Source organism: Streptococcus sp. SCPM-O-B-15294 (M123), from assembly GCF_058200455.1.
The window spans coordinates 61006-86294 of record NZ_JBYQGU010000002.1 but is presented as its reverse complement, the minus strand read 5'-3'; the positions used below and the strand labels follow the sequence as shown (position 1 = coordinate 86294).

The window sequence follows — 25289 nt, the reverse complement described above, 5'->3', positions numbered from 1 at the left end:
CTTTGATCAATTCGAAAAATAAAAAGCCTGAATCGAGGGCTTCTTTAAGTGACCTCTTGATTCAAACTTTTTTTATTATGAAAGCTTATTTAGCTGCTGCGTATAGCTCGTCTACTTTGTTCCAGTTAATCACTGAGAAGAAAGCTTTGATGTAGTCAGGACGAACGTTGCGGTATTTCACGTAGTATGCATGTTCCCAAACGTCCAATCCCAAGATTGGTTTCTTCCCTTCTGAGATTTGTGTGTCTTGGTTTGCTGTTGAAGTGACTTCAAGCTTCCCTTCTTTGTTCACAACCAACCATGCCCATCCAGAACCGAAACGAGTAGTTGCTGCTGCAGTGAAAGCTGCTTGGAATTCTTCGAATGAACCGAAGGCTTCATCGATTGCTGCTGCAAGTTCTGCTGAAGGAGCTGTCTTTTCAGGAGTCATCAATTCCCAGAAAAGAGTGTGGTTCAAGTGTCCACCACCGTTGTTGATAAGCGCTTGGCGGATATCAGCTGGGATAGATTCTACATCTGCCAACAAAGCTTCAAGGTCTTCACCAATTTCAGGGTGTTTTTCAAGAGCTGCATTTGCATTGTTTACGTAAGTTTGATGGTGTTTATCATGGTGCAAGTGCATTGTTTCAGCATCAATGTATGGTTCCAATGCATCGTATGCGTACGGAAGATCTGGTAAAATAATTGCCATGGAAAATACCTCTATTTCTTTATGTATATAAAAATGATAACGCAATCATCTAATTTATTCAACTATTCTGCTTACACAGATGGATTAGCTAGCTTTAGTACAGCCAAATCAAATAGATAGTCTTTCTCATAAGTTCCCGATTTCATTTGGAAATCGGTATCAATCAAAAGACAAATCGCCTGCTCCAAATAAGCTAGAGAAATCCCTCTACTATCTCTTAGAGCAAATTTGACTTGGTAGGGATTTACTTTTCGACCGGTCAACTCTGATAGGTCTGAAACGATTTGGGATTCTGTCCGTCCCTCTTGCTTCAACAGCTTGACCTGTGTGTAGATGCGGAACTGACTCAATAAAATGGCCAAAAGCTTGATTTCATCCTCTCCTTGCAGCCGAAGATCCTTGACCAAACTACGGGCAGGATCAATTTGTTTCTTTAGGATCATTTGGATCAGATCAAACAGATTATCCTGGAGTGTCTTTGGAATAGCCTCTTCAATATCTGAGATGGTAATGCTTGAGGATCCCTTATAGTTTTTAAGAAACTCCAAGTTTTTCTGAATCTCACTAAAATCAAAGCCAGATTTGATCAAAAGTTGGTCGAAGGCTTGTGAATCAATCGCTAGTCCCAGAGACTTGATCTCTTCCGTGAAATGAGCACGCAACTCCTGCTCTTTTAATTCACTCGCTTCCAGTAACTGGGCATCCCGTTTTAAGAGCTTGACAATTCTTCGCTTGCTATCCAGTTTTCCTTCCGCAATGACAATCAAGCGAGTCGTTTCTAAAGGTGCCGATAAGTATCCTTCAAAGGACTGCAATTCATCATCTGTCAGGTATCTTTTTTTTGCGGTCGTCACATCGACAAAATGATCCAAAATCACTATTTTTTCATCCGCAAAAAATGGAAGGCTGACCAAGTCAAGCTCGACCTCTGAATAAGCTGTTTCCTTCATGTCAAAATAGGAGTAATTCAAATCAGATGAATCGTAGCCTACTTTCTTAAAAAGTTGCTCTTTCATCCACTCAAACTGACCGATGTCATCTCCTGATAGAACCAGGATTGGAGGAAGGTTCTCAGCACTGATTTTTTTAATTGTTTGTAAAGCCTGCATGTTCTGAAGGTACCTCATTCCACTCTCTAAACTGATGCTGGGTCTGTTCCGATTCCATTTTCTTTTCAAGCGGTGCTTTCTCTAGTGGAGTTGGTGGAGCCAAAACAATCTGGGGAATAGCTGAAAAACTGTTGGGATCCATCAAATGGGATGGCATACTTGGTGAAGGGACCACGGGACTCGTCGAAGCAAATACTGGAGAAGCAATCTGGTCCGGTTGTGCAAGTCTAGCACTTGGAAGGACCAAGAGACATGCTAAACAAAGCAAACCAGCAAGAGCTAAGACTAGAAAAATAGAAATAGGAGATAAAAGGTAGAGCAAGATAGGACCTAGAAATAGGAAAACCAAAGACCAATGAAGACCTGCATCTCTCAATCGCCGAACGACTACTGCTTGCTGGGGAACAAAAATAAGATAGAGATAAAGGAGAAAAAAGATGCTGAACCAAGCCGAAACGTCCATCCCGGTCAAGGGAATCACCTCTTCCTCTGATTTCGAATTTGAAAAGAGTAAGACCAATTGGTAAATCCAAAATGGACTTGTAAATAGTAAATGCCAGGCTTGGCTGATCCAAAATTCTTTTCTATCTGATCTTCTTGAAAAATCAGCATATTGCGTCCAAAACAACTGTAATGATTTCATACTTGTAACCTCATTTCCTTGACTTTATCATAGCAATTTTCAAGCTAGAAATCAAACAGCTCCTATCGAACGGTTTCAATCTTCCACTGATTCCAACCTCTAAAACGAATCGCTCCTTGCTGGTCTGTACGAAAAACAGTCATTTGTAACTCTTTGAAACGCTCCAAGGTTTCCTGATGAGGGTGCTGGTAACGATTTTTTTCACCCGCAGATATCAAGGCAATTTTTGCTTGGATTTTCTCTAAGAAGGCAGGGTGAGAAGATCCCTTAGAACCATGGTGGCCTGCTTTTAGCACATCTACGCGCAGTTGAGGATAACGGGCTAACAAGGTCTTTTCCCCTTCTTCTTCTAAATCTCCTGTAAAAAGGAAGGACCACCCATAAAAGCGGCCATAAAGAACAATGGAATCGTTATTACTCCCATCTCCTACTTCTACCGGATAGAGGACTTCTGCACTCCCATCAAAGATCGACAATTGATCACCAGCCTCCAACGTTTTTACCGGTAAGTTCAACCGTTTGAGCAAACGGACAAAAGAGTCTTTTTTTAAGCTCCCCTTGGAAATGTTGATTTCCTTTATCCTAACCTTAGTCGCGAGCACTTCCAAATCTCCCATGTGATCTGTGTCAGTATGCGTGAGAATCATATGATCAATCTGGTCAATCCCCCTGCTCTTGAGATAGGGAAGCAGGGTCCGTTCTGCATTGCTAGTAGACCTTCGCTTCTTCCATGCCTCCTTTTGGCCAAAGTCCACTTTTCCTCCTGTATCAATTAGGATGGTTTTCCCACGCCAATCACGTAGCAAAATACTATCACCTTGACCAATATCAATGATGGTAATCTCATTTTCTAAAGGATGCTTCACAAGGGCAAATACAGAGCATACTAAGAGTAGGAACAGGTATCTCCATTTCTTAACCTTGCGCATCTCATAGAGACAAGCTAGCAAGCACAAGAGCAAGATGAAATAATAAATGCTTGGCTGCCCGAAAACCAAGGATTGACTAGTGAAGCTCGCTAGATACTCCATACTTTTTTCCATCCAGACAAAGAAAGGATTCCAGAAGGTCAAGGGATACAGAAAAGAGAGGAGAAAGACGACACTCAGTCCTGGCAACAACAGAAGGTCAAACAAGAGAGAAAAAATAAAGGTTAGAGGAAGGGACCAGGGTTGGTATTCTCCAAAGAAAAAAATGAGAAAAGGAAGAACCCCTAGCGTTAACACTAGACTCTCCTTGATGACTTTTCGGATTCCCTCCTTCTCCTCTTCGGAAGAGGTTAGCGTCAATATAAAGGCGTAGGCGCAGGATAAGAGACCTCCAGCAGTCAACAAGGAGGACGGTAAAAGAAGGAGTAATAAAAGGAGAGTGACTCCCATATTTTCCATTCCTTTGAGCCCATCCTGGGCCAGGAGTTTCTGTAAGAGGCTTCGAACGACCGAAACCGAAAAGCCTGTCATTCCAGCATATAGAAGCGAAAATGGATAGAGGAGGTAGGCAACCTTTTCCTGCTCCAGTCCCAAGCGGAGAAAGAAGCGCCGAAAGGCATCTAGGAAGAAGGCAACCTGCATGCCCGACAAGGCAAACAGATGAATAATCCCCAAGTTCGAATATAACTGGCTCATTTCTTCAAACTCTACATCTAAAAAACCAAAAAGCAAGCCCGTCATGTAGTGACTCATGGGCTGGGGGAAATGCTGGTGAACCCATACAAGGGCCTTTCGCCTCCAACTAGACAGCAGTCCTATGAAATCTCTAGGCTCAGCAGGTCTCTTTTCAAGGATGTGACTGATTTTCAAAAGGTGATAAATACCTTGTGTTTTCAGATAAGCCTGGTAATCAAAGCCCATAAAATTACGCTGTTTTGTCGGTGTTTCCAATTCGCCTTTGATCCGTAATTCTAGCCCCTGATTCAGGTGTTTAAAATAGGCTTGTTCTTCCTCTGACCGAAGCTGGTAGAAAACTTGAAAAGTACGGCTACCTGACTTGGCACGAAAGGATAAAGCATCTCCATTCACCTTGATGGTATCCGGTAAAAGCTGAATGACCCTTGGGACCCTATGATCTCTTGACTCTTGTTTTCCCTGTTCAATCCGGAAAGCAAAACAAAGAGCAAAGAGGGAAAGAAACCCTATGAGGCACAGAAATCGTTTGCCATCGTAACGTCTCCTAAACAAGATGAAGAAGGCCAGAAGGAAGGTTGAAGCGAGCCAGTGTCCCGTGTACATCCAATAATAGAGAGCTAAGACTGGCAGGGTGAGATGAAATGGATGAATGTCGAGGCTTCTAATCCACTGTAACATGCTCTTTTAACTTTTCTAGCGTCTTTTGGCCAATCCCAGAAACATTTTTCAGTTCATCAACAGACTGAAATTTTCCTTTTTCCTCTCGATAAGCAATGATATCTTGGGCTCGCTTTTGACCTATCCCAGAAATCGTCTGTAGTTCTGCTTCTGTTGCCGTATTGAGATTGACCTTTCCATCTTTTGACTGCTTTTCGCCACCGGTCGCCCCAGCAGATGCGGACGCAACAGGCGCTAGCTCCTCTCCATTCTTAGCAACATAGACGATGGACTCATCCTCCAATTTTTGCGCTAAGTTGACGGATTGGCTGTTGGCTTCGTCTGTCATCCCTCCTGCTTTTTGGACAGCATCATAGACCCGGCTCCCCACTGGCAGTTCGTAGACCCCTGCTTGTCTGACAGCACCCTTCACATCCACCATGATTTTCTCTTGAGAGGAATCCGTCTTTTCCTCACTCCTCTGTTGAGAGCTAGAAGGGAGGCTGGTGTCTTCCTTAGGAGAAGCCTCCTGATCCACCATTTCTAACTGGGAAATGACAGTTTCCAGTGCTTGTGGAGGTTGCTTAGGCCAAAAGAGAAATACTCCTCCCATTACTAGCCCCACAGCAGCCAAACCTAAAAACAGTTTATATTCCTTGAGCTTCTCAATCCACGTCTCCATAAATACCCCTTTTATTTTTATTATTCGTAAAAAATCGAAGAAATAAAAAAAGAATGTCAAAAATCACATGATTTTTGACATTCTTTTTATCTAGAGTACTGCTTAGTCTTTCCGATGCTTGTCCGGATCCCATACAAAACTAGCGATATAACTAAACAAGAGGGTCAATAGAGCAACAACCAAAACAAATGGCAACAGTAAAAACTTCAACAAACGGATGAGGATAAAAGGTTTCCGGTCATTGCGGAGTGCCTGAGATTCTGCATCTAAACGATCAAACTCAGCCTGGATTCGTCTTGCAACTTCTTCCACTCCCTCATCATTCATTTTTGCAATATCAGAGATATCAATAGGGTGCCCAAAGTTCATGTCAACCCGTTCACAGCTCGCTAATCCTTTCAAAGTCATTGGACCCGTATAAGTGACAGGCATAATACGTACCTTGGCCATCTTGGCAATCACGGCAACTCCACCCTTAACATCCTGAGAATGACGACTTCCACTTGGAAACATAATCAAGGAACGCTTGCTTTTTTTGAGCATATTCACTGGGTATTTAATCGCTGCTGCACCTGGATTTTCACGGTCAATTGGGAAAGCCCCACACATGCGAATCCACCATCCAAAAATCCGATTGGTAAAGAGTTCTTTCTTAGCCATAAAGATAAATTGCTTGGGTTTGGTCGCAAAGGCCATGTAGACAGGATCCCACCAAGTTCGATGAGGAGCTACGAGAATGTAATTTTCCTCTTGACTCGGAATCAGTTCCTTATGATGGTAATGAGCATTTCCATTCAGAACCCATAAAATAAAGGTCACTAAGCCACGTAAATAGGTATAAAACATGCTTTCTCCTTTGATAATTCTCTTGTTTATCCATTATACCTTATCCTTCTCTTCCCCGCAAATCTTTTCAAAAACTGGATGACTCAACAAACCGACTGCATCTAGTCTTTTTCTTAAAAAAATGATATGATGTTTTTATGGAAATGAATGAATTAAAGGGATTAACCCACGAAGAGGTCCGCAAAAAAATACAGCGTGGCCAAACCAACGAATTTAAAGCGAATACCAGTACCAGTACCTGGCAAATCATCAAGCGCAATGTCTTCACCTTGTTTAATGCTTTGAACTTTGTGATCGCACTCGCTTTGGTTGCGGTACAAGCCTGGAGCAACTTGGTCTTTTTTGCAGTCATCTGCTTTAATGCCTTATCCGGAATTGCCACAGAGCTCCGCGCTAAACGGATGATTGACAAATTGAATTTGATGAGTAAGGAGCTCGTCACTGTCATCCGAGCCGGGGAAGAAGAAACCATTGATCCAGAAGAGATTGTCCTTGGTGACCTGATTAAATTATCTGCTGGAGACCAAATTCCAAGTGATGCCATCGTTCAAAAGGGGGTTGCTGAAGCCAACGAAGCCATGCTGACGGGAGAAAGTGACTTGGTTCTCAAGGAAGAGGGAGATGAACTTCTATCCGGTAGCTTCTTAGCGAGTGGTCAGGTCTACGCTCGTGTCCATCGTGTGGGGGCTAATAACTATGCTAATAAATTGATGGTAGAGGCGAAAACTCTCAAACCCATCAACTCCCGCATCCTCTATAATCTCGCAAAAATCTCTAGTTTTACTGGAAAGATTATTATCCCATTTGGAATCGCCCTCTTCTGTGAAGCCTTTTTGATTAAACTGCTTCCAATGAAAGATTCTGTGATTACCTCTTCCACTGCCCTCCTGGGCATGTTGCCAAAAGGGATTGCCCTTCTGACCGTGACCTCTCTCTTGACAGCCGTGATCAAGTTAGGGATGCGCAAGGTCTTGGTCCAAGAGATGTACTCTGTAGAGACTTTGGCTCGGGTCGATACTCTTTGTTTGGATAAGACTGGGACCATCACCCAAGGAAAAATGACCGTCAAAGGCATTCATTCCCTGTCTGAACACTTTTCTGAAGAAACTATCGAAGTCATTCTCGCTGCCTATATGCAAAATTCGGAGGATAACAACCCAACTGCCCAAGCTATCCGCAAAGCATATGGCGAGTTAGAACACGCTTATACAGCCGAATCAATCATTCCATTTTCAAGTGATCGAAAATGGGGTGCCATGACTCTAACCAACTTGGGAACCGTTTATTTAGGGGCCCCAGAAATGCTCCTCAAAGAAAATCCTCCAGCGGTATTGGAAGCCCAAGCCCATGGATCACGGGTCTTGATCTTAGCTCGCAGTGTGGAAGCCATCGATATGCATGATTTGACTTTGTCAAGTGATGTAGAAGCGATCGCCGTCATTGAAATCCTCGATCCAATCCGTGAAGGGGCTGCCGAAACCTTAGATTATCTTCGCTCCCAGGATGTGGATCTCAAAATCATCTCCGGTGATAATCCAGTCACTGTTTCTTACATTGCTAAGGAAGCTGGTTTTGAAAGCTATGAAAATTATATTGACTGTTCTAAGATTGAAGACGATGAGTTGGTGGACCTAGCTGAAAGTACAGCCATTTTTGGACGGGTTTCTCCTCATCAAAAGAAACTCTTGATTCAAACCCTCAAGGCTGCCGGTCGAACCACTGCCATGACAGGGGACGGGGTCAATGATATCCTAGCCTTACGAGAAGCTGACTGCTCCATCGTGATGGCCGAAGGCGATCCTGCAACTCGTCAAATTGCCAATCTCGTCTTGTTAAACTCAGACTTCAATGATGTTCCAGAAATTCTCTTTGAAGGTCGTCGGGTCGTCAACAACATTGGACGAATTGCTCCTATCTTCTTTATTAAGACGATCTACTCCTTCATTCTGGCGATTATCTGTATCGCAAGCGCCCTTTTGTTTGACATCAACTACTTGTTGATCTTCCCATTTATTCCGATTCAGATTACACTGATTGACCAGTTTGTCGAAGGATTCCCTCCATTTGTCTTGACCTTTGAACGAAACATTAAGCCAGTGGAAAAACACTTCCTCAAACGCTCCTTGCATCTGGCCTTACCAAATGCCTTGATGGTTGTCTTTAGCGTCTTATTTGTTCGTTTATGGGGAGCTCATCATGGCTGGTCTAGCCTGGACATGTCTACCCTTTCCTACTACTTGTTGGGATCTATTGGCTTCTTGTCCGTTATTCGGGCTTGCTTGCCACTTAATATCTGGCGAGGTCTCTTAATTATCTTCTCTGTCTGCGGTTTCTACCTTTCTGCCTTTTACTTGAAAGGTCTGATTGAAATCGGAACATTGACAGCTGTGACCTTCCCAGTCTACCTTGCCTTGATGGCTCTCTTTACGGGAATCTTCATCTTGGCGACTATTTATCAAAAATATGAATTTGATTAAATAACTCTTGGATAAGAGAGTGGGACAGAAATCGGTAATTCGTTAGAATTCGATTTCGTCGTCCCACCTCCGCACAGTTGAGTAGAGCTGTAAAAGCTGATGAAATCAGCGTAGTAGAGCCCACTCAACCACTGCGCCTTGCTTAACAATCCAAAAATAATTGAGAGGCTAGGACTTTTGTCCCAGCCTCTTATTTTTTCTTATCCCTTTCTACGCTTTTCCCCGCCCTCTTTTCATGCTATAATAGAGCCATGAACGATATCGAATTAAAAGACGGCGAACGCGTCAACCAACTATTTTCAAGCGATGTGAAAATCATTCAAAACAGAGAAGTTTTTAGCTATTCTATTGATAGTGTCCTTTTGTCACGTTTTCCCAAGTTGCCCAACCGTGGTCTGATTGTTGATCTTTGTGCTGGCAATGGCGCTGTCGGACTCTTTGCTAGCACGCGCACCAAAGCAACCATCGTTGGAGTAGAGATACAGGAAAGACTAGCGGACATGGCAGAGCGTTCCATCCAATTGAATGGCCTCTCCGACCGCATGTCCATGATTACCGATGATTTAAAAAATTTGCCCCACCATTTCCCTGGTAGTAAAATCGACCTTATTCTCTGTAATCCTCCCTACTTTAAAGTAGACGAGCACTCCAATTTAAATGAGAGCCCTCATTATTTGCTAGCCCGTCATGAGATCACCACCAATTTGGACCAAATTTGTCAAGTGGCCCAACGGACTCTCAAGTCCAATGGCCGACTCGTCATGGTCCATCGTCCGGATCGCTTTTTAGATATCATCGAAACCATGAAACGCTTCAATCTGGCTCCCAAACGGATTCAATTTGTCTATCCCAAGGTCCATAAAGATGCCAACATGCTTCTCATTGAAGCCATTAAAGATGGATCACGGGATGGTCTAAAAATTCTTCCTCCACTGTTCATCCATGAAGAAGATGGAAGCTATACGCCGGAGATTCATGAGATTTACTATGGAAACTAAAGCTTATATGTATGTAGTCCAGTGTGCGGATGGGACCCTCTATACTGGCTACACCACCGATATCGAGCGCCGTATCAAAACCCACAATGCTGGCAAAGGCGCCAAATATACACGTCCCAGACTTCCTGTGACTTTGATCTACCAGGAGTCTTTCCCCGACAAAAGAGCTGCTATGTCAGCCGAGGCACTCTTTAAACGGAAGAGCCGAGAGGAAAAACTGACCTATATCAAGCATCAACAATCCAAGATAGATCCCGAACAAAAAAACACCTAGATGGTGTAACAATCATCTGTTTGCATGCTAAAAGGAGCCCCAAGAGCTCCTTTTTTTAATCAATCTAGGATTCGTCATCAAGGGTCTTCAAAAAAGCCCAATTTCCAACACTTTGTTTACCATAGTCTAGCACCATAGAATCTAATAGGACAAATTCATTTTTTTCATAGAAAAAGACATTTTGCTGGGTACTGGTAATCAAGCCTAGACGCTTACAACCTTTGGCTTTGACATAAGGTTCAATCCCGTTTTGGAGGAAATGACTACCAACCCCTTGTCCCTGAACAGTCGGGCTCACAGCAAACATCATCAAATACCAGTCGAAGTTTCCAGATTTTTTCAAATGTTGCTCCGAACGCTCCACCAGGTCCAGATATTTCATCAACTTCCAAGGGCTAATGTAACGGAATAACTTGAAAATTCCATTTACTAAATAAGAAACCATCGAGAAATCTTTTTGTTGCAAGAGTCCTACAGCTATAATTTCTCCATCTCGTTCAGCAACTAAGCAAGTTTCCCCTTTGATGTAGAGCTTGACTAACAAGGTATGCAGTAGCTCAATAAAGGCCGGAAAGTATTCAGGCTTTTTTAAATCTTCTTTAATGACGGTTAAAAACGGATAATTCATAAAAGCATCAGAACAGACTTTTCCAATTAGCTTGTACTCATCTAGCCTTGCTTCTCTATATACGATCCTTTCCATACGCCAACTCCTTCATTCTAATAAGTCCATTATACTGTAAAATACTCTTTTTTTCGATTGCAATGTGAAATTATCACATAAATTCTTACAAATCAGAAGCCATTTGAATAGTGAATGAAAGCTTAATCAGATTTATGAACACTGAGAACCAATTTTTGATGAATGACGGAACTACTCCTGCATAGAAACAAAAAAATAGTCCTTCTAGATTTTTCTAGAAAGACTATTTGATACGTTAGGAACTAAGGAATTAAATACGCTCTTTCCAAGAAGTTGCGACTTGGTCTAAGACTTGGTTGAGCTCTTCAATGTTGCGACGACCTTCTGTACTGAGCCATTCACGAGCTGCTGCTTCGCCATTCTTGATGTAGGCTTCTACAGATCCAGCCCAAGTTGCACGGCCACAGAGAACCCCGTTGAAGTTCGCTCCTGCTTCATGCGCAAAGACTAAAGTTTCTTGGAAGAGTTTGGCAGAAACACCTGCACTCAAGTAGATGTATGGAAGGTTGGTTGCTTCTTCTTGTTCTTTAAAGAAGGCTGCAGCTTCTTCACGGCTATGAACGATTTCACCATCGCCAAAACCTTCTACGTATTTGACATTGACTGGAACTTCTACCTTCAAGACATCGATGTTAAAGCGTGGGTCTGAGAAGACTTTCATAGCTTCGATGACCTTGCGAGGTTTTACTTTCGCATATTCTACAGATCCGGCATCCGCGATTTTTTCATCATAAGCCAAGATTTCAAGGAAGAATGGAATTTCTTCTGCAGCACATTCTGAACCGATGCGTTCGATGTAAGCTTGTTTTTCTTGGTTGAGTTCTTCTGCACTATCCACATCATAGTAGAGCAAGAATTTCACTGCATCTGCACCCTGTTCTTTGATGCGTTTAGCTGACCAAAGGTTGAGGCAGTCTGGCAAACGCTTGGTGCTAGAAGTGTCGTAGCCTGTTTTTTCATAAGCCAACAAGAGACCTGCTTCTGCATCCAAGACCTTAGTCGCTGGAAGGCCATACTCAGGGTCCAAGAGCATAGAAGATGCGAATGGTGTCAATTCTTCAGCCACCAAGACCTTCAATTCTTCCATTTGAGCTACTGTTGGTTCTGTGTCTTGATATTGAGCCATGAGGCGTTTCAAGGCACCACGTTGGTCAAAGGCCAAGGCTGAGATCACACCCTCTTTGGTGCTCAATTTTTCTAAATAGTTGCGTTTTTGTTCTGTTAATACCATCTTATACCTCTTTTACAATTATATTCTGATACAAATCATCGTAGTGGGCCATATTGACATGCCCTGTCATCTTTTCTTGGGCATTTAGCATCCCTAGGACCATAGCATGGGTCAAGAGGGCCACGTCATCTTTTCCGCTACTGAGGGCAGCAGAGATCCCAGCCACGGTTGAATCTCCAGATCCCACTGGATTGACCACTTCAATTTTTGGAATATCGACCTTATAGAAGCTGTCTCCGTGTTTGGCAAAGGCACCATCTCCACCTAAGGAGACGATAATCCATTCGATTCCTTCAAACAGTGGGTCTTTCAAAACTTCTTTTAAGTCCTCAAAATCAGCTGAAACATCCCGTCCTAAGAGTTGAGATAATTCTTCGCGATTGGGTTTAATCACCGTTGGTTTGAATGGTGAGTGAAGGACCGCTTCTAAAGATTTGCCTGATGAATCAAGTACAACCTTGCGTCCTGCTTCTCTTGCAATCTCAATTAGGCTCGCATAATAGTCCACTGGGAGTCCTGTCGGAAGACTCCCTGAAATAGCAATCACATCCGCTGTCGGCATGAGGAGTTTGAAATGATGAAGGAATCCTAAAGCTTCCGTCCGGATAATTTCTGGACCCGCTTCTAAGATTTCTGTTTGATTTCCTTCATGCAAGATGGCGATACAGTTCCGCGTATCTCCCAGGATATCATAGAAGAAGGATTGGACATCTCGTGGAAGATGGGTCTTGATGAATTGACCATTGGTCCCCCCAACAAAACCTGTTGCTCCAACTGTTTCACCGCTCTCAGCTAGGACACGGGTGACATTTAACCCTTTACCACCAGCCGTCTTAGAAACTTCCGACACACGATTCACAGTATCCAACTTTAATTCTTCCAAGGGATAAGAAATATCAATGGAAGGATTCAAGGTGACAGTTAAGATCATAAGCTCACCTCTTAGTCGTGGTATTCACCACGATCCCATTTTTCAAGAAATTCTGTAAAGAAGTCTGCATCCTCTTGGTGATCATTATGGGTTTCCAAATGTTGAATCTTGGCAATCAATTTTTTATTTTCTTCACTTGGTTTGTATTCTGCATGGATGAAAGCTTCAATGATATCACACATGAGCAACTCACCAGTTACTTTTCCACCAAAACCAATGACATTAGCATTAAGTTCTTCTTTTGCATAAAGAGCTGTTGTCATGTCGCGTACCAAGGCTGAACGAATTCCAGGAACCTTGTTAACCGCGTTGTTAATTCCAACGCCAGTTCCACAGATACATACTCCAAGATCAGCTTGACCACTAGCGACTGCTTCTCCGACTTTTTTCCCAAAAATTGGGTAGTGGGTACGCGCATGGTCATAGGTTCCGAAGTCAAGGACTTCATAACCTTTTGATTTCAAAAATTCAGAGACAGCCATTTTTTCATTTGTGACAATATGGTCACATCCAATTGCAATTTTCATTCGTTTACTCCTCCCCTTAGCACATCTTGTTGAGCATATCGACACGGATTTGGTGACGACCGCCATCGTACTTACCGTTTACAAATCCTTTGGCAATATTTTTGGCCAATTGGTCACCCACGATTTGAGCACCCATGGTGATCATGCGAGAATTGTTGTGGCCACGAGTCATATAAGCAGAACGCTCATCTGAAACTTCTGCCGCAACCATTCCTTTAATTTTAGTAGCGACCATGAATGGACCAGCACCATAGGCATCAATGACGATACCAAGATTGTCTTCTGCTTGTTTGACTTCCTTAGCAACAGCCAAGGTCACATCCACAAAGTCTTGCCCTTCTTCTGTCACATCCACTACTTGGAAACCTTCTGCTTCCAAATATTCTTTGACTACTTCTTTTAAGCGGATACCTGCTGCATCCGCACCAATAATAACTGACATATTATGCTCCTTCTTTTAATTCATTTTTCAATCAAATACAGAAACTTCTATATTCAACAACATTATTATCTATAAAATTTCGATTTCAAAACTTAGTTCAGCTGTTTGACCTGCTGGCAAGAGACGAACCTGCTTTTTATATTCCAAATAATCACTCTCTTCAAGGGAAGTGGATAAACCAGACCAAGGTTCTAATGCGATAAATGGCCCTTTATTTGGCGTTGTCCAGATGATCAAGTTTGAAAAATCTGGAAAATGAAGGCTTACTCCTTTTTCGTGCTTTTTAGAGCGGAGGGTCACACTTCTTGATTGTAAACAATCTAAGGTGATGGCATCCTTTTGGAAGAGATCGTAATCGAGTTTTAGGAATTTCTCTTGCTGTAAGAAAGGTGTCCGATCAAAGACATTTAGCAAGCCTGTCTCTGGATAGGATTTAGGAATACTACAGGTCTCTTCTTGTTCGAATTCCAGGTAGTAATCTTCAAACCCTTCATCCTCCAGTAACGGACAATTAAATCCTGGATGGCCACCAACGAAAAAGGGCATGACTCCTTCCTCACCAAGATGGTGAACCCGATAGGTTACTTGAATCTTCTTACCAAGTAATTGATAGGAAATTTCTAATCTGAAATGATAGGGATATTGCTGATACATTTCTTCCGTATCTTCTATCCCAAAAGTCACCCGATCTTCTGTTTGCTCTACCAGCTCAAAGTTTTTCTTGCGAACCAGCCCATGGCGAGGGATCTTCCCAACACCTTGAGGGCGATACAAGGTCGTATCATTTCGAACCGAACCACAGATAGGAAAGAGAACTGGGGCTTGACCACTCCAATACTGTGCATCACCCTGCCAAAGATATTCGATACCATCCTGATCTTTGATAGAGGCCAGCTCACCACCTAACTCCTTGAAACAAACTTCCAGATCATTATTTTTTATAGCTATCCTCATATTACACTCCTTAGCATGTTATTTTAGAGAAAAAACTAGGCTACCCCTCCATGTCTGGAAAATTGATACCCTAGTTTTATCAAGTTACATATTTAGGAGCGGATTATTTTGCATTTGCTGCGTATTCTTCGTTACGTTTGATCATTTGTTTTCTGTACCATGCAAAGATTCCAACGTAGAATGCTAAGAAGGCAACAACACCAATAATCAATTTAATATCACCAGTTGTTGCATTACCGATTGTCCAACCAAGCAATTTTTCAACAGGTCCTTCAAGAGTTGAGTGAGTGATCAATTGAGCTTTGTCAACTCCTTCTGGAAAGGCTTTTACACTTTTCGCCAATTCAGTAGCGAATGGTGCGATAAGAGTACCTGAAAGAAGGAAGAGTGGCAACAAGAGTGTTCCAAACACGATCATACGGATCAATTTACCACGTGTTACAACCAACAAAGCTGGAGTCACACCCATAGCGATGATCCCTGCAAGTGGCAAGATACCATTTCCGACTTTAGAAAGAAGCACTGCTTCGATCAACATGATTGGTGCAAGTACGTTTGCACAAGCCCAGATTTCTGCACGACCAGCGATAAATGGCCAGTCCAAACCGATATTGAATTTACGTCCTTGAAGACGTTTAGTAGCAACGTTTGTAATACCTTGTGACAATGGTTCTACCGCTGCGATGAACCAAGAACCGATCAATGAGAACAATTCCAAGCAGACACCGGCAGTCAAACCAAGGCTGATCCAACCTTTAATAACCAATTCCCAAGTTTTAGCATCAGCTACATCAGCAACTGGATGTGGAGTACCCATGATACCGATGACGATACCAAGAAGGAAACCGATGAAGAATTTAGATCCCCAGAAACCAATTTTCTTGTTCAATTTAGCTGCGTCAAAGTCGTATTTGTCAAGACCTGGGAAGAATTTGTCAAAGATTTTATCCAAAACCATGATGATTGGGTTCATCATGTAGTTCATGTGAGTTGAAGTCATAGGTGATGAACTTGGTGCATTCAACAAATCGTCAAATGTTGGTTTCATCAAGTCTGAGTTGATGATTTTCATAATCCCTACAAGAACAACTGCAAGAGTGGCAACTAAGAGGGAAACTCCTGCGCTAACTCCATTTTTATCCGCATACCATTTAATCAAAAGACCTGTGATAGACAAGTGCCAGATATCAAAGATATCGACATCAAGTGTATCTGTTTTCTTCATTGCAAGCATGACAATGTTGACAACCAACATAACTAGCAAGAAGTAAAGTGTCCAGGCAGACCCCCAAGTGATGGTCGCAAGTGGTGCCCAACCAACGTCTGTGATATTCAATTGAATACCAGTGTTCTCAACGAATTTTGCAAGAGACGCTGAGAAAGCTCCATTCAACATACCGATGATTGCACCGATACCTGTAAGGGCGATGGCAAGTTTAATACCACCTTCAAGCGCTTTGGAGAATTTCACTCCAAACAAAAGTGCCAATAGAGTTAGGACGATCAACATGATGATCGGTGCACCCATATCTAGAATGGGTTTGAAAAACTTATTGGCAAAATCGATAATGCCATTCATAATAAATCCTCCCGATTTATATTTTTATATTTTACAAAATTAAGAATGTCAGCAATTCCAGGCATAGGAACCGCTTACAAAATACAGATAAACGAATTAGCTTAAACCGTGTTCTTTGATGGCTGCTTCGATATTGTCATATACCGGAGCGCTCATAGCTGGAATACGGAATAAGATTGGACCAGCTTCAACTACTGGAATACCAGGATCAAAGCCTAAATCTGTTGCAGCGATTGGTGTAAAGATATCATAACCTTTAATCAAATCTTCATTCACATCTTTTACCATTACCGCATCACATTGTACATCATATCCACGGTTTGAAAGCTCTTCTTCTAGAGCGCTTTTGATTTGGTGGCTTGAGTTAACCCCTGCACCACAGGCAGCTAAAATTTTAATCATTTGAATGACCTCCATTATAAATATTTTTAATTTTTACTATTAAGCAATCGCTTCTGTGATATAGCGATATAAGTCTTCTTCAGTTTCCAATTTCGACATGTTTTCAAGATTTCCATTTGTCGTAAAGAAATCCATCAAATGCGCCAAAATGTTTGTTTGGCTGGAACTAGAATTGTTAATGATGAAGAATAAAAGCGAAACTTCTACTTCCTTATCAGGCGCGATCATATTGTGGAAGGTTACCGGATTTTTTAATCGAACAACTACAATATTCTCTGTCAGGTTATGGATGATATCCGTGTGAGGAATGGCCACATTTGGCAAATCCTTTCCTAGAAATTCCATATCTAAGCCTGTAGGGAACGATTTCTCTCTTTCTTTTAATGCAACTCGATAAGAATCTGTCACAATCTGACGTTCTTCCAATAAAGTTGCAACCTGTTCAAACAATTCTTCTTGATTCGCAACATCTAGGCAAAAGACTAATTCCCGATTAAACAGTTGATTTAATCCCATCTTTTCACCCCTTCCACTTTTTAAATATCTTTTAATTACATAATAAGTATATCACTATATGAATGCGCTGTCAATTACAATATGTAATTTTTTGTTCTTTTTTGTTTATTTTTTATAGATTTATTTGTAGTCCCCCCTCTATTAAAGGATAGAAAAAAGACCAGAATCTGCTTGAATCCTGGCCGTTTAGCTGTTTCTTTTCTAATTATTACAAAATTTTTGTATAAGAATTGTATTTATCTCGCACTTTTTTAGAGATAGAATGATCGGTAATCACCGCATCTAAATCATCTAGACGGTAAAAAGCATAGAAAGAATAGCTATCAAACTTACTGTTATCTGCTACTACATACTTTTCAATGGCATTGTTAAGAATAATTTTATTGCCATTTCCTTCTTCTTCGTTTGCAGTCATTGCTGTATGGCCGTCGATTCCATTTACTCCGATAAAGGCTTTCGAAACCTTAATTTCCTTTAAGAGCTTATTTGCAAACTGTCCTACAAAGGTCTGTGTCTTGACCCTGTATCGACCTCCCACTAAAATGATATCATAATTGGGTTGGTCTTTTAATTTTTCAAAAATAGGTAGGGAATTGGTGACAATACTGACATGTTTCCCTTCAAGATAATCCCCAATAAAATCTGTTGTGGTCCCTGCTCCAATAAAAATTGTATCGCCTTCATCGATCAAAGCCGCACATTTTTGAGCAATCTCCCTTTTCTCTTCCACGTTCAACATGTTCTTTTCTGTATGGGAGACTTCTGTCAGACTATCCTTGATTTTTCGATGAGCCCCTCCATGAACACGAACCAACAATCCTTGCTCCTCTAAGTCCATTAAATCCCGTCGAATTGTCATATCCGTTACACCCAAGAGATCACTTAGATCCTTAACAGAGACCACTTCGTTTTTGTCCAACTCTTGTAAGATTGCTACATGTCTACTCTCTTTCATATGACGTCCTACTTTCCTATTACTGCTTTCATTATACTATAATAGTGAACATTTTCAATAAGAAACAAACATTTTGACGATTTTTTTCTATATTAACCACTTATTTTGTTGATCGTTTTTGTGAATTGATCATTTTTTTGTTCACTTTTTTAAAAAAAGTAGATTTTTTTTAGCAAATCTGTTGACAGGACTTATAAAAAGTTGTATTCTTAATATGTTAACAGAATTGATAGCGCTACCACATAGTGATAGCAAACGTTTTGTTTACGAATTTCGGTCTCCTTATAAATATACAAGGGTAAACAACTGTTTACCCTTGTATTTTTTATTTATCTCCTTTGTTACGAATCACAAAGCCTGTTTTCTTCTCGCTTGAAGTATTACGAGGTTTTTTATGATCCTTACGGTAACGCTTCTCTTTGTCAAAACGATCATTGGAACGACCACCCTTTCGGTAGTCATCACGACGACCATTGCCACGACGATCACGATCTCGACGGTCATCACCACGACGTCCACCGCGACCAGACTTGCCTTTTCCGCTAAATCCACCACCAGATGGTTTGAATGGTAATGGTTTTTCACGCGCAATTTCAACTTCTGGAAGACTATCTGGATCCTGAACCGTCAAGCTAAGGATGTACATGGCCAATTCTTCTGGGCTGAATTCTGCAGCCAATTTACGAGCATCCTTTGCAAATTTGTCGAAGTTACCTCGAATAGCTTCATCCGCAAAGTCACGTTCAATTTTCTTGAGTGCAACCTGTTTCTTAGCTTGGAAGGCTTCTTCTGCTGTCGCAGGTTTCAAGCCCTTCATGCGTTTCTTGGTCAAGTTTTCGATGATTTGGAGGTAACCCATCTCATTTGGTGCTACGAAAGTAATCGATTGACCTGACTTCCCAGCACGACCTGTACGGCCAATACGGTGAACATAGCTCTCAGGGTCTTGTGGGATATCATAGTTGTAGACATGGGTTACACCTGAGATATCCAATCCACGAGCCGCTACGTCTGTTGCTACGAGGACATCCAGATTGCCATTTTTGAAATCACGGAGGACACGAAGACGTTTGTTTTGATCAAGGTCTCCATGAATCCCTTCTGCACGGAAACCACGGATCTTCAGACCACGAGTCAATTCATCCACACGGCGTTTGGTACGACCAAATACGATCGCCAGTTCTGGTTGTTCTACGTCCATGAGACGAGTCATGGTGTCAAATTTTTCTTGTTCTTTAACTCGGATATAGTACTGGTCAACCAATTCTGTTGTCAACTCTTTAGCCGCAATCTTCACATGCTCAGGTTCTTTCATAAATTGAACCCCAATGCGTTTAATAGCTTCAGGCATAGTTGCTGAAAAGAGTAAGGTTTGACGATTTTCTGGGACACGAGAGATAATGGCTTCAATATCCTCAAGGAAGCCCATGTTGAGCATCTCATCTGCTTCGTCAAGGATGAGGGTTTCAATATCTTGCAGCTTCAAGGCTTTGCGTTTGATCAAGTCTAGAAGGCGACCTGGTGTTCCGACTACGATGTGAGCACCTGACTTAAGCGCCTTGATTTGTTTTTCAATACTTGAGCCACCGTATACTGAACGGACTTTTACTCCCTTGCTCCGACCAAAGCGGAAGAGTTCTTCCTGACTTTGCACAGCTAGTTCACGAGTTGGTGCGATGACCAAAGCTTGAATGGTCTGATCTTCTGTATGGATCTTCTCAAGGGTTGGCAAGCCAAAAGCTGCAGTTTTCCCTGTACCAGTCTGAGCTTGACCGATAACATCTTTTCCTTCAAGAGCCAAGGGAATAGTTTGTTCTTGAATAGGACTTGCTTCTACAAATCCTGCTTTATCAACTTCTGCTAACAATTCAGCAGATAAGTTCAATTCATTAAATTTCATGTTTTTCTTCTTTCTAAAGATGGTGCGAAGCCATCCTATAGCGCTTAGTTTATACTTTTCTTGTCATGACGTACTTTCAGTTTTCATGAAAGACCGTGTTGCTTCTTTTCCACTAAAGAAAAGTACTGCTTTTTTGCAACCTATCTAGTATACCATAGACCAGGGTTAAAAGATAGTAAAACGAAACAGGTTGAAAAGTTTTTATTGGGTAACCCCTTACAAAGATTCTCTTTCCACCTTCGAATGATTTTTGCGTCCCTTTCCAATTTCTTTTTTAAATTTGCAATAATAAAAAGGACTAAAAAGTCTCTTCTTTCATTTGAAGCACCTCACAAAAACAGCGTTACCATAGGCTTTCTAAAAATTTTTACTCACAAAAAATCCCCTTTTATTTTGGGATTATTTCCTTGATTTTTAAAATAAAAATATGTATAATGAATTTAGTATCTAGGATATTTCAGTATAATTAAAATGCTTCATTCATTTGACTGATTCAACGATTCAATCCAATTATAAATTGTTTATAATCCACTCAGTACTTTTAAATCTACTCCTACTATTTCCAAGAAGATTTTGTACAGTCGATCACTTGTATCAAAACTGCCTCTTCTTCTTAGGGGAGGCAGAGTTAAAAATGAAGGTTTTTCTGAAATAGCCAAGATACGAAAGAGGTAAGGAATTTCTTCCCTACCTCTCTTTTTTTATCGTTTATGAGCAATCCAGCGCAAGATTCGTGATAAAATCAACCACAAGACGAAGCTAGCGATCGAAATATAAATCCAGGCATTGGGATCGTTTGTAAATGGCAATGGAACGTTCATTCCAAAGAAACCAGTGACAACTGCTAAGACCGCTAAGAGTGCTTCTAAGATAGTCAAGGTTGTCAAATTATCATTCAGATTGTTATTCAGGATATTATTGTAGGAGCTAGACAATTGCTGCAAGACCTGAGAGTTTAACTCTGTCATGGAGGCCAACTGCCGGGCTTCAATCATGGCATCATCAAACTGTTCTTTTTCCACATCATCTAATTGACGATAGATCAGGTGAGCCTTGATATGTTCGAGCAACATGCGATTTTGCTTGGCCGCAGATACCAGATAGACCATACCCGTTTCCAAGTCAGAAAGAGCATAAAGGTTCTTACTGGTCGTGGTTTTTCGCAAGAGACGATTGATTTCGTCCTTATGTTTATCCAGACGCTCAATAATCGGATAATAAGCATTGCTGATCATCTCGAGGCCAGCAAATAAAAGTTTAAAGGTAGATAAGCTTTCATGAGCATCGACATAGCGCTCCATTTTTTCGATAACATAGGCATTATCCCGGTTACTGATGGTGACTAGTCGAGGCCCTTGAATAATAAAGGTCATGGGAATAGTTTCGTAATATTCCTTTTCCTTTTCCATGTCCAATACATTATAGATAAAAGTCACGGTTCCATTTTCACGATTATAATCCATGTGGGCACGTTCATTTTTATCCAGTGCATATTCAATGGTTTCTTGATCAATATCATACTTTTGATACAACTGGGAGGTTTCCGCAATTAAGTCAGAATCAATATTAATCCAACTCCGGCCATCTCCTAACTTTCTTTCGACGAACATTTCGTTTCCTCTTTACCTTATCTGCCAGTGCTCCTACCGATCATTCAAAATCACTTTACGAGTCCTGTTCTCATTCACTTATCAACGCAATACAGCTGCTGCCAAGGCCTGCTGGATTTCGATGACACTATTGTCGCTCTTAAATTGGAGTGTTTCTGATGGTTCTACAGCTGATGAAACCCAAATTTTTAATTCAGCATCCAAATCAAAATGACCAGATGTTTCTACTGAAAAACGCGAAATAGAACGATAAGGAAGGGATTTATAGGATGTTTTCTTCCCTGTCATCCCTTGTTTGTCCACCAAAATGAGACGGTACTCCGTAAAGACAATCAAGTCACGAATCAAACTAAAAGCTAAGGTTACTTGCTCTCCTGGAACCAGAATGTCTCTTAAATCCTTTTCAACCTTGTCGACATCTTTTTGAGAAGCATTGCCCATCAAACCTGCAAAAATACCCATGATTATTTCCTCCACAACTTGTGCATTTTCTATCTTTATAACTATACCATATTTTTTGCGAGTTAAAAAGTTGCAGGAAGTTTTTTTAGATAGTATAATGTAAGAGTCACAAGAGGAGCAATTGCTGAGATTGGCTGGGCTAAATACTCTAGGTATTCACGCTCTCGCCTAAACTCTTACCACCTGATCAGGTTAGGACCTGCGTAGGGATGTGTCTCAAAACAGAAAGAAATAGAGAACTTCTATGACAACGTTTTGATGTGGCAACAAATGAGCCAATCAAAACGATTGGTATAGGAGGTTTTTTTATGTCGAAAACTACGGTTCGACCAATGATTGAGGTCGCTCTCTTAGCGACCATTGCTTATATTTTGGATTTGGTTACTCAACCCATGTCCTTAGGTCCTTGGATTTCTCTATCCTTTAAAATGGTTCCTATCTTTCTCCTTAGTTTCCGCTGGGGCGTCAAGGCTGGTGCCATGGGGGGATTCATCTGGGGACTCTTGCAAGTCGTAACGGGGGAAGCAGCTGGTGGTTGGTTGACTCCAATCCAAGGTTTCTTAGAATACTTTGTAGCCTTCAGCTTGATTGGTCTGAGTGGAATTGTCAAACCTTCCCTTGATAAGGCTATCAGAGATAAAAAACGAGTTCAGACACTCACATATATTACTGCCGGAGTCGTCTTGGGTGGTTTTGCACGCTACCTCATTCACTACATTGCAGGGGTCATCTTCTGGGGAAGCTATGCTCCAGCTGGCCAAAGTGCCTACATTTATTCTCTTGTTGTGAATAGCTCGTCCTTCTTAGGGGAAACCATTGCTAGCCTCATTGTCTTCTTTATCTTACAAGAATTTTTAGGAAGACTCCTTATTACAGAACAATAATAGGTATTCTTATAAACTTTCCTTATGTGAGAACGGACGTCATGGAACTTCTACGAAGTTCCATGACTTAGTTTTGAACCTAAGGTTTCAAAACTCCCGAGTTCTAGAAACACTCTTGTTTCTAGAACTTTTTTCACAGCGGAAAGTTTCAGTCCTTGCTTTAAAAACACAAAAAATATAGAATTATTTTTATTTATTGAACAACCACTTGGTTTTTATGGAAAAAGAAAATTTGTCGATATTCTAAAACCAGCTCGCTTGAGCTGGCTTTTTAATTTATATATACTATTCACCAAAGTGATTCGAGAGACTAGTTAGCTAGGCCGCTTTCTTACTGTTAGATTACGACACTGAGTTTTACAAATCGATTTCATTTGTAAAACTCAGTTAGTGAGGCAGTTGGGCAAGTCTTATAGGGCTTGCCGTAGTCTACTTAGATTGCTTTGCAATCAAGTAGACTTACTGAATCACATCTTTTCCTCTAACTCGACATCTGGATACTTGTCCGCAAACCAACGGAGGGCAAAGTCGTTTTCAAAGAGGAAGACAGGCTGGTCAAAGCGGTCTTTGGCCAAGATGTTCCGGCTTGAAGACATGCGTTCGTCTAAGTCTTCTGGTTTGATCCAGCGAACGGTCTTTTTACCCATTGGGGTCATGACCACTTCTGCATTGTATTCATTTTCCATGCGGTGCTTAAAGACTTCAAACTGGAGTTGCCCGACAGCACCTAACATGTATTCACCTGTTTGGTAGTTGGTATAGAGCTGAATGGCCCCTTCTTGCACCAATTGCTCAATCCCCTTGTGGAAGGATTTTTGCTTCATAACGTTCTTAGCAGATACCTTCATGAAGATTTCAGGCGTAAAGGTTGGCAGTGGTTCAAATTCGAACTTGTTTTTTCCAACAGTCAGCGTATCCCCAACCTGATAAGTACCAGTATCGTAAACCCCGATGATATCTCCCGCTACGGCATTGGTCACATTTTCACGGCTTTCGGCCATAAACTGAGTGACATTTGATAGCTTAGCGCCCTTACCAGTACGAGGGAGGTTAACACTCATCCCACGCTCAAATTCACCCGATACGATCCGGACAAAGGCGATGCGGTCACGGTGACGAGGGTCCATGTTGGCTTGGATTTTAAAGACAAATCCTGAGAAATCCTTGTCATAAGGATCGACCATTTCTCCATCGGTCTTCATGTGGCCGTGTGGTTCTGGAGCAAACTTGAGGAAAGTTTCTAAGAAAGTCTGTACTCCAAAGTTCGTCAAAGCTGATCCGAAGAAGACTGGTGTTAATTCACCCGCAAGGATGGCTTCTTCTGAGAATTCATTTCCTGCTTCTTGCAAGAGTTCGATGTCGTCTTTCACTTGCTCGTAGAAAGGATTGTTAGCAAAAAGCTTGTCCCCGTCTTCTAGACTGGCAAAGCGTTCGTCTCCTTTATAGAGTTCCAAACGTTGGTTATAAAGGTCATAGAGTCCCTCAAAGGCTTTCCCCATCCCAATCGGCCAGTTCATCGGGTAACTTGCGATGCCCAAGACTTCTTCCAATTCTTGCAAGAGATCTAGTGGCTCACGTCCGTCACGGTCCAGCTTATTCATAAAAGTAAAGACTGGAATCCCACGGTGTTTGACAACCTCAAACAATTTCTTGGTTTGGGCCTCGATACCCTTGGCAGAGTCCACCACCATGACCGCAGCATCTACTGCCATCAAGGTCCGATAAGTATCTTCTGAGAAGTCCTCGTGCCCTGGGGTATCAAGGATGTTGACGCGTTTGCCATCATAGTCAAACTGCATGACAGATGAGGTTACTGAAATCCCACGTTGTTTCTCGATATCCATCCAGTCAGACTTGGCAAAGTTTCCTGTTTTCTTTCCTTTAACAGTACCAGCTTCCCGAATCTCTCCCCCAAAGTAGAGCAACTGCTCTGTAATCGTCGTTTTACCAGCATCCGGGTGGGAGATGATGGCAAAGGTACGGCGTTTTTTAATTTCGTCAGTTATTGTCATTCTTTCTTCCTCAGTTATTTTTTTAAAACGTATTTTTTAGTAGGTAGGATCCTTCTACATTGGTTCTCTCCTTTTACCTTAACTAACCTATTATAGCGGAAATAGAGCCTTTTTTCAATCATCAGTGTATTTACAAATTAAAAAGCCCGAGTGAGAACTACAATGGTTCTACATCCTAG

General features: G+C 41.6%; 24 protein-coding genes and 1 riboswitch. Of the genes, 4 read left to right on the top strand and 20 right to left on the bottom strand.

All coding sequences use genetic code 11. From position 1 onward, the window contains the following. Positions 1–85: 85 nt before the first annotated feature. From sodA to AC3E8G_RS02055, 6 genes are all read right to left on the bottom strand, one after another. A complete protein-coding gene (gene sodA / locus AC3E8G_RS02080; protein WP_490676906.1) occupies positions 86–691 on the bottom strand; it encodes a superoxide dismutase SodA in 606 nt (201 codons plus the stop codon). 71 nt (positions 692–762) lie between these two features. Then, positions 763–1800, bottom strand: coding sequence for a DNA polymerase III subunit delta (gene holA, locus AC3E8G_RS02075; RefSeq protein ID WP_154858554.1), 1038 nt, complete (start codon positions 1798–1800; stop codon positions 763–765). Further along, entirely contained in the window at positions 1778–2443 is a 666-nt protein-coding gene (locus AC3E8G_RS02070) for a DUF805 domain-containing protein (protein ID WP_154858556.1), read from the bottom strand. Before AC3E8G_RS02070 ends, holA begins: the two co-directional genes overlap by 23 nt. Before the next feature lie 62 nt (positions 2444–2505). After that, positions 2506–4746, bottom strand: a complete 2241-nt coding sequence (locus AC3E8G_RS02065) for a DNA internalization-related competence protein ComEC/Rec2 (protein WP_490676905.1) — start codon at positions 4744–4746, stop codon at positions 2506–2508. After that, entirely contained in the window at positions 4730–5407 is a 678-nt protein-coding gene (locus tag AC3E8G_RS02060) for a helix-hairpin-helix domain-containing protein (RefSeq protein ID WP_490676904.1), read from the bottom strand. Before AC3E8G_RS02060 ends, AC3E8G_RS02065 begins: the two co-directional genes overlap by 17 nt. Positions 5408–5509: 102 nt before the next feature. After that, a complete protein-coding gene (locus AC3E8G_RS02055; protein WP_154858562.1) occupies positions 5510–6253 on the bottom strand; it encodes a lysophospholipid acyltransferase family protein in 744 nt (247 codons plus the stop codon). 137 nt (positions 6254–6390) lie between these two features. Here AC3E8G_RS02055 and AC3E8G_RS02050 point away from each other — a divergent pair, with 137 nt between their 5' ends. The 3 genes from AC3E8G_RS02050 (at position 6391) to AC3E8G_RS02040 (ending at position 10002) form a co-directional block, all read left to right on the top strand. After that, positions 6391–8730 carry a cation-translocating P-type ATPase gene (locus AC3E8G_RS02050; RefSeq protein ID WP_154858564.1) on the top strand — a complete coding sequence of 780 codons (2340 nt, stop codon included), beginning with the start codon at positions 6391–6393 and terminating at the stop codon, positions 8728–8730. Between the two features lie 251 nt (positions 8731–8981). Beyond that, a complete protein-coding gene (locus AC3E8G_RS02045) occupies positions 8982–9728 on the top strand; it encodes a tRNA1(Val) (adenine(37)-N6)-methyltransferase (protein ID WP_048689404.1) in 747 nt (248 codons plus the stop codon). Then, entirely contained in the window at positions 9718–10002 is a 285-nt protein-coding gene (locus AC3E8G_RS02040) for a GIY-YIG nuclease family protein (RefSeq protein ID WP_048717147.1), read from the top strand. Before AC3E8G_RS02045 ends, AC3E8G_RS02040 begins: the two co-directional genes overlap by 11 nt. Before the next feature lie 64 nt (positions 10003–10066). Here the strand turns inward: AC3E8G_RS02040 and AC3E8G_RS02035 are convergent, their stop codons facing one another. The 13 genes from AC3E8G_RS02035 to AC3E8G_RS01975 all read right to left on the bottom strand — a co-directional run bounded on the left by AC3E8G_RS02035 (position 10067) and on the right by AC3E8G_RS01975 (position 22214). Next, the gene (locus AC3E8G_RS02035; protein ID WP_048717145.1) at positions 10067–10705 is read right to left on the bottom strand and encodes a GNAT family N-acetyltransferase; all 639 of its coding nucleotides are present in this window, start codon (positions 10703–10705) and stop codon (positions 10067–10069) included. A 250-nt stretch (positions 10706–10955) separates the two neighbouring features. Next, a complete protein-coding gene (lacD, locus tag AC3E8G_RS02030) occupies positions 10956–11936 on the bottom strand; it encodes a tagatose-bisphosphate aldolase (RefSeq protein WP_048717143.1) in 981 nt (326 codons plus the stop codon). A gap of 1 nt (position 11937) precedes the next feature. Beyond that, positions 11938–12867, bottom strand: coding sequence for a tagatose-6-phosphate kinase (locus AC3E8G_RS02025; protein WP_490676903.1), 930 nt, complete (start codon positions 12865–12867; stop codon positions 11938–11940). Positions 12868–12878: 11 nt separating this feature from the next. Beyond that, on the bottom strand, positions 12879–13394 hold the full coding sequence (gene lacB, locus AC3E8G_RS02020) for a galactose-6-phosphate isomerase subunit LacB (protein WP_023026585.1): 516 nt from the start codon (positions 13392–13394) through the stop codon (positions 12879–12881). A 16-nt stretch (positions 13395–13410) separates the two neighbouring features. After that, on the bottom strand, positions 13411–13836 hold the full coding sequence (lacA, locus tag AC3E8G_RS02015) for a galactose-6-phosphate isomerase subunit LacA (RefSeq protein WP_023026584.1): 426 nt from the start codon (positions 13834–13836) through the stop codon (positions 13411–13413). Positions 13837–13905: 69 nt separating this feature from the next. Beyond that, positions 13906–14790, bottom strand: a complete 885-nt coding sequence (locus AC3E8G_RS02010) for an aldose 1-epimerase family protein (RefSeq protein WP_154858574.1) — start codon at positions 14788–14790, stop codon at positions 13906–13908. Positions 14791–14893: 103 nt separating this feature from the next. Further along, a complete protein-coding gene (locus tag AC3E8G_RS02005; RefSeq protein ID WP_048715587.1) occupies positions 14894–16369 on the bottom strand; it encodes a PTS galactitol transporter subunit IIC in 1476 nt (491 codons plus the stop codon). Between the two features lie 96 nt (positions 16370–16465). Then, on the bottom strand, positions 16466–16771 hold the full coding sequence (locus tag AC3E8G_RS02000) for a PTS sugar transporter subunit IIB (RefSeq protein ID WP_006148587.1): 306 nt from the start codon (positions 16769–16771) through the stop codon (positions 16466–16468). 39 nt (positions 16772–16810) lie between these two features. Next, positions 16811–17287, bottom strand: a complete 477-nt coding sequence (locus AC3E8G_RS01995) for a PTS sugar transporter subunit IIA (protein WP_270288801.1) — start codon at positions 17285–17287, stop codon at positions 16811–16813. Between the two features lie 208 nt (positions 17288–17495). Continuing rightward, positions 17496–18242 carry a DeoR/GlpR family DNA-binding transcription regulator gene (locus AC3E8G_RS01990; protein WP_154858578.1) on the bottom strand — a complete coding sequence of 249 codons (747 nt, stop codon included), beginning with the start codon at positions 18240–18242 and terminating at the stop codon, positions 17496–17498. A gap of 325 nt (positions 18243–18567) precedes the next feature. Beyond that, on the bottom strand, positions 18568–20142 hold the full coding sequence (gene cshA, locus AC3E8G_RS01985; RefSeq protein WP_490676900.1) for a degradosome RNA helicase CshA: 1575 nt from the start codon (positions 20140–20142) through the stop codon (positions 18568–18570). A 701-nt stretch (positions 20143–20843) separates the two neighbouring features. Beyond that, positions 20844–21752: a magnesium transporter CorA family protein gene (locus AC3E8G_RS01980; protein ID WP_048789690.1), complete on the bottom strand. Its 909-nt coding sequence runs from the start codon at positions 21750–21752 to the stop codon at positions 20844–20846. Between the two features lie 81 nt (positions 21753–21833). Next, entirely contained in the window at positions 21834–22214 is a 381-nt protein-coding gene (locus AC3E8G_RS01975; RefSeq protein ID WP_490676898.1) for a PH domain-containing protein, read from the bottom strand. A 101-nt stretch (positions 22215–22315) separates the two neighbouring features. Then, positions 22316–22441, top strand: a riboswitch (TPP riboswitch). A gap of 81 nt (positions 22442–22522) precedes the next feature. Here AC3E8G_RS01975 and thiT point away from each other — a divergent pair. Continuing rightward, entirely contained in the window at positions 22523–23098 is a 576-nt protein-coding gene (gene thiT / locus AC3E8G_RS01970) for an energy-coupled thiamine transporter ThiT (RefSeq protein ID WP_048789691.1), read from the top strand. A 467-nt stretch (positions 23099–23565) separates the two neighbouring features. Here the strand turns inward: thiT and AC3E8G_RS01965 are convergent, their stop codons facing one another. Next, positions 23566–25110, bottom strand: a complete 1545-nt coding sequence (locus tag AC3E8G_RS01965; protein WP_490676897.1) for a peptide chain release factor 3 — start codon at positions 25108–25110, stop codon at positions 23566–23568. Positions 25111–25289 lie beyond the last annotated feature (179 nt).